At 43.6% G+C, this 7,790-nt stretch carries 7 protein-coding genes and 1 tRNA gene; 5 read left to right on the top strand and 3 right to left on the bottom strand.

Annotated features, from left to right (window positions below):
* Positions 1-47: 47 nt before the first annotated feature.
* Both AB4583_RS02575 and pepA read right to left on the bottom strand, forming a co-directional pair.
* The gene (locus tag AB4583_RS02575) at positions 48-497 is read right to left on the bottom strand and encodes a DNA polymerase III subunit chi (RefSeq protein ID WP_017066664.1); all 450 of its coding nucleotides are present in this window, start codon (positions 495-497) and stop codon (positions 48-50) included.
* Positions 498-596: 99 nt separating this feature from the next.
* Positions 597-2,117 (bottom strand): leucyl aminopeptidase, encoded by a 1,521-nt coding sequence (pepA, locus tag AB4583_RS02580; RefSeq protein WP_017058936.1) that lies wholly within the window; start codon positions 2,115-2,117, stop codon positions 597-599.
* 192 nt (positions 2,118-2,309) lie between these two features.
* Here pepA and lptF point away from each other — a divergent pair, with 192 nt between their 5' ends.
* Complete coding sequence (gene lptF, locus AB4583_RS02585; RefSeq protein WP_017058937.1) at positions 2,310-3,410, top strand: LPS export ABC transporter permease LptF; 1,101 nt, start codon at positions 2,310-2,312, stop codon at positions 3,408-3,410.
* Positions 3,411-3,413: 3 nt separating this feature from the next.
* Positions 3,414-4,484 carry an LPS export ABC transporter permease LptG gene (gene lptG, locus AB4583_RS02590; protein WP_017058938.1) on the top strand — a complete coding sequence of 357 codons (1,071 nt, stop codon included), beginning with the start codon at positions 3,414-3,416 and terminating at the stop codon, positions 4,482-4,484.
* 64 nt (positions 4,485-4,548) lie between these two features.
* Here lptG and AB4583_RS02595 read toward each other — a convergent pair whose 3' ends face one another.
* Entirely contained in the window at positions 4,549-5,025 is a 477-nt protein-coding gene (locus tag AB4583_RS02595; RefSeq protein ID WP_017058939.1) for an RDD family protein, read from the bottom strand.
* A 194-nt stretch (positions 5,026-5,219) separates the two neighbouring features.
* Here AB4583_RS02595 and AB4583_RS02600 point away from each other — a divergent pair.
* The 3 genes from AB4583_RS02600 (at position 5,220) to AB4583_RS02610 (ending at position 7,635) form a co-directional block, all read left to right on the top strand.
* A tRNA-Leu gene (locus AB4583_RS02600) sits at positions 5,220-5,304 on the top strand.
* A 586-nt stretch (positions 5,305-5,890) separates the two neighbouring features.
* Entirely contained in the window at positions 5,891-6,298 is a 408-nt protein-coding gene (locus tag AB4583_RS02605; protein WP_017055297.1) for a VOC family protein, read from the top strand.
* Positions 6,299-6,381: 83 nt separating this feature from the next.
* Entirely contained in the window at positions 6,382-7,635 is a 1,254-nt protein-coding gene (locus tag AB4583_RS02610; RefSeq protein WP_372083500.1) for an HD-GYP domain-containing protein, read from the top strand.
* Positions 7,636-7,790: the final 155 nt, after the last annotated feature.

Below are 7,790 nucleotides of genomic sequence, written 5' to 3' on the forward strand. Positions count from 1 at the left end.
AGCTTCTTGAATCTAAATCCAAAGATAGCTTTAACTATGAGGTTTGACTATGGATGTTGAATCTCGATAGTTTGTAGCTGATATCTAGCTTGACGGTAAATTTTATACCTTTCTCGAGCGAGTTGCTTAGCTTTTTCTTCGCAAGGGACGAAGTCTATCACCTGAGCAAAGGCGTTCGCAAAGGTTGTATGATTATCGGCCAGATTAATTACGAGCTGACGATTCCAATTATGTTTTACGCCTTGATAGCCAATTTCGATGTTGGTTGAATACTTCGGGCCTTCGCCAACCAAGTTGTGCGCAATAAAATCACAGGGTTCGACTTGCCAGAAAACTTCAGCAATACGCTCGGCATGCTCTTTGTCATTACAGTTGAGATAAAGTTTAGCGCCTTGTTTTGCAAAGTGCTGAGCAAGAAACAGCACATAGTGAGCAAAACCATCTTCGCTGGCTTGCGGGCTGTCTGAAGGCACAATGTAAAATGTAGCAGTCTGCATACTTAATACTCGAACTGAAAATCGTGGATATCAATGTTACTTGGTTAACAGGGTCTAACAAATAGCGCTTATTAAAAAAGGGCCCGTAGGCCCTTTTTATTATTTTGAAGATTGCTCTTCAGTCTCTTGGCCGCTGCGGTTCAATAAGAATTGGACTAGCATTGAGACAGGACGACCTGTCGAGCCTTTCGCTGCGCCTGACTTCCAAGCTGTACCAGCACTGTCGATGTGTGCCCAGTGGTACTTCTTAGTGAATTTAGACAGGAAACAACCAGCAGTGATTGTGCCGCCAGGACGGCCACCGATGTTCGCCATATCAGCGAATGGGCTGTTTAGCTGCTCATGGTACTCGTCTGCCATTGGTAGACGCCATGCACGGTCACTTGCTTGCTCTGAAGCATTAACAAGTTCGTGAGAAAGTGGGTTGTGGTTCGATAGAACGCCACTGATGTGGTGACCTAGAGCGATAACACATGCGCCAGTTAGCGTAGCAACATCGACAACACAGTCAGGTTCAAAACGCTCAACGTAAGTTAGAGCATCACATAGAACCAAGCGACCTTCAGCATCAGTGTTGAGTACTTCAACCGTTTGGCCTGACATTGTCGTTAGGATATCACCTGGACGGTAAGCATTGCTGCCCGGCATGTTTTCACAACCGGCTAGGATACCAACCACGTTAATAGGCAGGTTCAGCTTAGCCAGTGCTTTCATTGTACCGAATACAGACGCCGCACCACACATGTCGTACTTCATCTCATCCATGCCTTCACCAGGCTTAAGCGAGATACCGCCTGAATCGAAAGTCAGACCTTTACCTACTAATACAATCGGCTTCGCATCTGGATCCGGAGCGCCTTTGTATTCCATGATAGACATCATCGATTCATTTTTAGAGCCACGGCCAACTGCTAGGTATGATGTCATACCCAGTTTTTCCATCTCTTCTTCGCCAATGATCTTAGTCTTCACAGTTTCATAATCGTCAGCTAGGCGACGAGCTTGAGATGCAAGGTAAGCAGGGTTTGCGATGTTCGGTGGCATATTGCCTAGATCTTTCGATGCTTTCACACCTGAAGCAATAGCAAGGCCATGAGAAATAGCTTTCTCACCAAGGCTCAATTCGCGACGTGTTGGTACATTGAATACCAATTTACGTAGTGGGCGACGAGTCTCTGGCTTGTTGCTCTTGAATTGGTCAAATGTGTAAAGACCATCTTTAGTCGCTTCTACCGCTTGGCGAACTTTCCAATAAGTGTCGCGACCTTTAACGTGAAGTTCTGTAAGGAAACATACAGCTTCCATAGAACCTGTTTCGTTTAGTGTACTGATGGTTTTTTGGATAATTTCTTTGTATTGACGCTCGCCTAGCTCACGTTCTTTACCACAGCCTACCAGTAGAACACGTTCTGAAAGTACACCAGGTACTTGATGCAGTAGTAGCATCTGGCCAGGTTTACCCTCTAGATCACCGCGACGAAGCAGTGAACTAATGTAGCCATCGCTAATCTTATCTAATTGCTCGGCTACTGGAGAAAGGCGGCGCGGTTCGAATACACCGACAACGATACATGCGCTGCGCTGTTTCTCTGGGCTGCCACTTTTTACACTGAACTCCATGCGTACTCCTACATCCTGAAGACAAATCGAACTAAATGTTAGATAATGGGTTCTTACTTGTTGGATCCTATAATGGAACTAACCTTAAAGAAGAACGCTAACACTTAGCTAAAAATTTAAAAAAATAAAAGGTTCAACGGGAAATTATAGTGATTCAATCAAAAAAACAAGTTTTGTATAGGTAATTTGAGCGTGATTATTGTTAGATATTTGATCCGCGAGACAATCAAGAGCCAATTTGCGATCTTTTTTGTTCTCTTTCTCGTGTTTCTCAGCCAAAAATTCATCAGTGTTTTAGCGGATGCCTCTGATGGTGATATCCCTGCGAGTCTTATATTGTCGATTGTTGGCTTAAATATGCCAGCGATGGGCCTATTGATGCTTCCACTCAGTATCTATATTGGTATTTTGCTTACTTTTGGCCGCCTTTACGCTGAAAGTGAAATAGTGGTCATGAACGCCACCGGTATCGGTAATAAATTCCTGATCCAATCTGCGCTTTACCTCGCTTTAATTACGGCATCTGTTGCAGCCTTTAACTCATTTTGGTTATCTCCTTGGTCACAAGACAAAGTTGAACAAATGTATGAAGAAGTAGCTGCAGAGAACAGCGTTGATTTGCTACCAAAAGGTAAGTTTGAAGGTACGCCGGATGGCTCTTCTGTCGTGTTTATTGATGATATCGACGGTAATAAGTTAGAAAACGTGTTCGTAGCTCAAATGCGTCCGCGTGATTCTGTACTGCCAAGTGTGATGTTCTCGAAGTCAGGTGATGTAAAAGAGCTCAGTGATGGTCGCCAAGTGATCGTAATGTACGATGGTACTCGTCATGAAGGCATTCCGACTCGCCTCGACTACAGGGTGACGCACTTTGAAGAATACGAAGGCCTGATTGGTCAGCGTGAAGTTGAGAAGAAAGGTCGAGACTGGGAAGCGATCCCTACGCTTGAACTGATTGGTAACTCAAATAATAGTGCGAAAGCAGAGTTGCAGTGGCGTATTTCTTTGGTACTTTGTATTCCATTGTTGACCATGCTTGTCGTGCCACTGTCTGCGGTAAACCCTCGACAAGGTCGTTTTGCGAAAATCGGCCCAGCAATACTGATTTATCTCACCTATTTCTTAGCAATCAGTGCAACCAAGTCTTCAATCGAAGAGGGGAGCATTCCTGCGGTAATCGGCATGTGGCCAATCAATGCGTTATTGTTATTTGTCGCGATTGGTGCCAACTTTATGGATAGCGTGCCAGTAAGGCGTTTGAAAGAAAAATTCAAGAATAAGAGGTTGGCTTAAGCCGTGTTTAAGATTCTCGATTTATATATAGGCAGAACCATCATCGCAACGACGTCACTGGTATTGGTGACGTTTGTTGGTCTCTCTGGGATCATCAAATATGTAGAACAGCTAAGAAAAGTTGGCCGTGGTACATACGATCTATTACAAGCGCTGTATTTCGTTTTATTGAGTATCCCTCGTGATATCGAAATGTTCTTTCCAATGGCTGCATTGCTTGGCGCATTGATAGGGCTTGGTATGCTTGCTGCAAGTTCTGAGCTTGTCGTTATGCAGGCAGCTGGTTTCTCTAAGTTAGATATCGGCCTATCAGTACTTAAAACAGCTATTCCACTGATGATCGTGGTGACATTGCTTGGTCAATGGGGAGCACCGCAAGCGCAGAAAATGGCTCGTGATTTAAGAACTATCTCGATTGCTGGTGGTAATATTATTTCGACGCAAAGTGGTGTCTGGGCTCGTGATGCCAATGACTTCATCTTCATTGTCAAAATCGATGACCAGAAGCTATATGGAATGAACATGTGGCGCTTTGATGAAAACAAGGCACTTAAAACCGCTATTTATTCTGACGAAGTTGATTACGTTGGAGACAACGTGTGGACGATGAAGGATGTAGAGATCACGTCTTTTGAAAACGAACTTCAAATTACTAAAGAAAGTTTACCGACTTACTCTTGGGAAACGTCATTAGCTCCAGATAAGTTGGCGATAGTAACGGTTAAACCAGAAGAGCTATCGTTAAGTGGGTTGTATGATTATGTTTCTTATCTGAAGGCGTCAGAGCAAGATGCATCACGCTATGAATTGGCGCTGTGGAGAAAGATAACCCAGCCAATTTCGATCGCGGTTATGATGTTGATGGCACTGTCGTTTATCTTTGGTCCTTTGCGTAGTGTGACCATGGGTGCGAGGATTTTGTCAGGTGTTATTGCTGGCTTTACCTTCTATATATCCAGTGAGTTCTTTGGCCCAGTGAGTTTGGTTTATCAAATACCACCCGCCTTTGGCGCAATAGCCCCGAGCGTGGTGTTCCTTGGAATTGCCATCATGCTCTTGAGGCGGAAACTGTAAATAGTAAAAAGGAAGGCATAACGCCTTCCTTTTTTGATCTTGATTGGAGCTAACTTAAATCACATTATCGTGCTTGTGGTAACACAACGACTTCGGTCTTTGCCCAGATATCGTGAAAGCCACGTTTTTCAGGATCGAATGGAACACATAGGTTTGCCAGTCCAAAACCTGAAGTACCTAAACGAATCAGCGCCTGAGTTACTGTGATCGCTGAGCCATCTTTGTTTTGAACGCGCAGCTTCCAAGCTCTCATGCCGAGAGTTTGACCAGCTCTAGTCCAGAAGAACACGAAGAAATATACCCAAACGGCGACTAAGTAAAAGGTATATGCAGGGCTCCAAATCGGATGGTTGGTTAAGAAGTCACTAACATCGGCATAACCGCTGTGGTTAAAAATGCCGAGAGCCATGAGCGCGTGCAGTAGAGCGACAATGACGCCAGCCGCCAACATTTCAATAGCGATTACGATCAGAGCGTCGTAGAACAAGGCACCAAATCGGCGCATGACTCCTGCTGGTGGCAGAGTATTTGTTGATGTCATGTGTTATTACTTCTTTAAAAATTGAGGCGTCAGAATATAGTTTAAGGCTTAGCCTGAAAAGAGACATGACGCACAGCTTATGACTTAGTGGCGAAATTATCGGCAAACACACATGAATTCAAGTTTTTATACTTGCCACATCAGTTCGCATACGTATAATGCCAAACATCGAAAGGGCAATGCCCCAAGATAATGCCGGTATGGTGAAATTGGTATACACGACGGATTCAAAATCCGTTGCCTTCGGGCGTGGCGGTTCAAGTCCGCCTACCGGTACCATATTTAAATGACAAAGCCTCGACGAAAGTCGGGGCTTTGTTGTATCTGGGATATAGGAAGCGTTGCCTTCGCGGTGGCGGCAGGAATGCCTGTCCAATCAGTCCGCCTACCGGTACCAAACATAGAAAGGTCGCTTTTATAGCGACCTTTCGTCGTTTTGGGCGTTTGTGAATTTTAAATCCAGCGTGTCGGCTTGGATGCAAGCCCAGTCAAGTCACCTACCGGCACCATATTTAAATGACAAAGCCTAGATGAAAATCGGGGCTTTGTTGTATCTGGTGTATAGGAAGCATTGCCTTCACGGTGGCGGCAAGAATGCCTGTCCAATCAGTCCGCCTATCGGTACCAAACATAGAAAGGTCGCTTTTATAGCGACCTTTCTATGTTTTGGACGTATGTGAATTTGAAATCCGGCGTGTCGTTGCAGTTGCTCTTCAATCAGACAGATCTTGATGTTTCACTCCTAAATCTCATAATTTCCCTTCGCTATTCGATCTGATAATGAATTAATTATCTTAAATCATGATGTTACCTGTCATTCTCTTTTCTATTGTCTATGTTTAAAGGACTAACAGAGGAGATAGATATGCTGACAGTAACCCCTTACTTGTTTTTTGATGGTCGTTGTAATGAAGCGTTGGATTTTTATCACAAGTGCTTTGGTGGTGTGGTTTTATCTAAGCAGCTTTTTAGTGATGCACCACAGGTAATCGAGGGCGCTCAACCTGATTGGGTTATGCATGCTGAGTTCGAAGCGTTTGGTATGAAGCTGATGATGTCTGATGGTGTTAAGGCAAAAGAACTTGAAGGCAACAATCTCGCTCTCTCTCTTGTGACTGAAGATACCGCGACTCAAGAACAAATCTTTGAAAAGCTCAAGAAGGGAGGGCGGATAATGACTCCACTCGCAGATACTTTTTGGGGGGCTCGATTTGGCAAAGTAGAAGATAAATTCGGTATACGCTGGATGGTGCACTGCGACTCTTTAAGTTGAGCCTGTGAAATTGGATAGTGAAATTGCTGCTTGGTTTTATTAGAATTATAAATAGAGATTAATTATCAATATTATATATAAAAATGGGCAGCATAAAGATTACCGTAGATCGCATTCAGCCCGGTCTGCATATACGACTCCCCGTAAAATGGAATGAACACCCATTTTTATTCAACAGCTTTAAAATCAAAGATGACGCTCAAGTAAAAGTAATTCGACATCTTGGGATTAAGCACGTCTATATAAACCTGAGTCAAAGTGATACCTCACCTTTACCTGTTAATCACGTAGGTGAACAAGAAGTCGATATTGATTCACAGGTAAGCCTTGAAACGGAAAGAATGTGGAAAGATAAGCATGAGCGTATCGAAACCCTTAGCTCTTACCGCCGCAGGGTGAGTCATTGTGAGAGAGAGTTTGAACGTTCTCTTGCTCGAATGCGATCTGTGATGACCAAGATCCGTAACAGACCTTTAGATGCGGTAGGGGAGGTTAAGGCTCTTGTTGATGATATCGTTGAAACTCTAGTGAGCGATGATAACGTCACCTTGCACCTTATGAATGCTAAAGCAGATTTCGAAGATTTTTACTTTCATACTCTAAATGTTTCGGTTGTTGCACTGATGATAGGAAAGGCCAAAGGCTATAACACACAGCAATTGAAAGACCTCTCATTCGCAGCGTTGTTTCACGATGTAGGCAAGATCAAAATACCAGTCGCGATACTAAGAAAGCAGAGTGCACTAACGGTGCCAGAAGAGAACTACCTGAAGCTTCATACTAAATACGGTGCGGATATTGTATCGGCAATTGATGACTTTCCTGAAAGTGCTAAAAAGGTGATCGCTCAACATCATGAGATGAATGATGGTTCTGGCTACCCCGAGGGCTTAAAAGAACATGAGATTGATGAATTTGCCAAGATAGTCGCCGTGGCTAATGCATTTGATAACCTTTGCCATGGTAAAACGCAATCTCAACAAATGATCCCGTATTTGGCACTGTCCCACCTATATAAGAGCTGCAAGCATCTATATAGCCAAGATAACTTGGGGCTGTTAGTTAAGTTCATGGGAGTCTATCCACCAGGAACTGTAGTACAGCTTTCAAATGACTCGATTGGGATTGTGATATCCGTTAACGCTAAACATATGCTTTATCCAAATGTACTTATCTATGATCCTAGCGTGCCAAGAACCCAAGCTCCGATCATTGACCTCTTTATTAAAGAGATCAAAATCGTTAATGCCGTTCATCCAAGCAAATTACCTGAACAAGTTCGAGAGTATCTAAACCCTAGGGCTCGTTTATCTTACTTTTTTGATAGTGGAGAGTAGTTATCCACAGGTCGTTGTGGGTAATTTGTTCGAAACTTGGGGTGAAAGTGGTATAAATAAGCCCTTGGTTGAAATGTCTTCGCTTAACCTCTTTTTTTAATAAAAAACGCATTTATTGCTTGCCAATATGAGCGGCATCTCTATAATGCCGCCTC

This window comes from Vibrio sp. 10N.222.49.C12, from assembly GCF_041475025.1.
Taxonomy (GTDB): Bacteria; Pseudomonadota; Gammaproteobacteria; order Enterobacterales; family Vibrionaceae; genus Vibrio; species Vibrio crassostreae_C.